Source organism: Streptomyces sp. CO7 (assembly GCF_053474865.1).
The window spans coordinates 642,180-642,620 of record NZ_JBRIOU010000004.1 but is presented as its reverse complement, the minus strand read 5'-3'; the positions used below and the strand labels follow the sequence as shown (position 1 = coordinate 642,620).

At 83.7% G+C, this 441-nt stretch carries 1 pseudogene; it reads left to right on the top strand.

Annotated features, from left to right (window positions below):
* Window positions 1–136: 136 nt before the first annotated feature.
* Window positions 137–441, top strand: a pseudogene (locus ACOV8S_RS15720) (SUKH-4 family immunity protein); the annotation flags it as partial.

Here is a 441-nt window from a genome sequence, read left to right as displayed (position 1 = left end):
CGACGGCCCGCCCCGCGCGGACGCCGCACGCCCCCGGTCCGGCCGCCGGACGCCGCCGCCGGCCGGGGCGCAGGGCCGTCGTCATGCCGCCGGCCCTGCGCCCGACGGATCTCCCACCCATGTGAAAGGACCCACCGTGACCAACGATCGCGACGCCTCCGGCGGCAGCCCCACGCCCGACGCGAGGCCGGAGGGGTCCGACGGGGCCGACCTCGTGCCCACCCCCGCGCACGCCCCGGCCGAGGAGCACCCGAACACCGTGGGGCAGGCGCCGCCGCCACCCGGCGGTGCGCAGCAGCACCACGCCGCGCCGGCCGCGCACGGCGGCGACCCCGGCGGCGGCCCGGGCGGCGGCCTGGGCGCGGAGCACCCGCCGCCGCCACCGCACGCCCCGCAGGCGGGCTGGGGCGGGTACGCGCCGTCGCCGCACGGGGCTCCGGG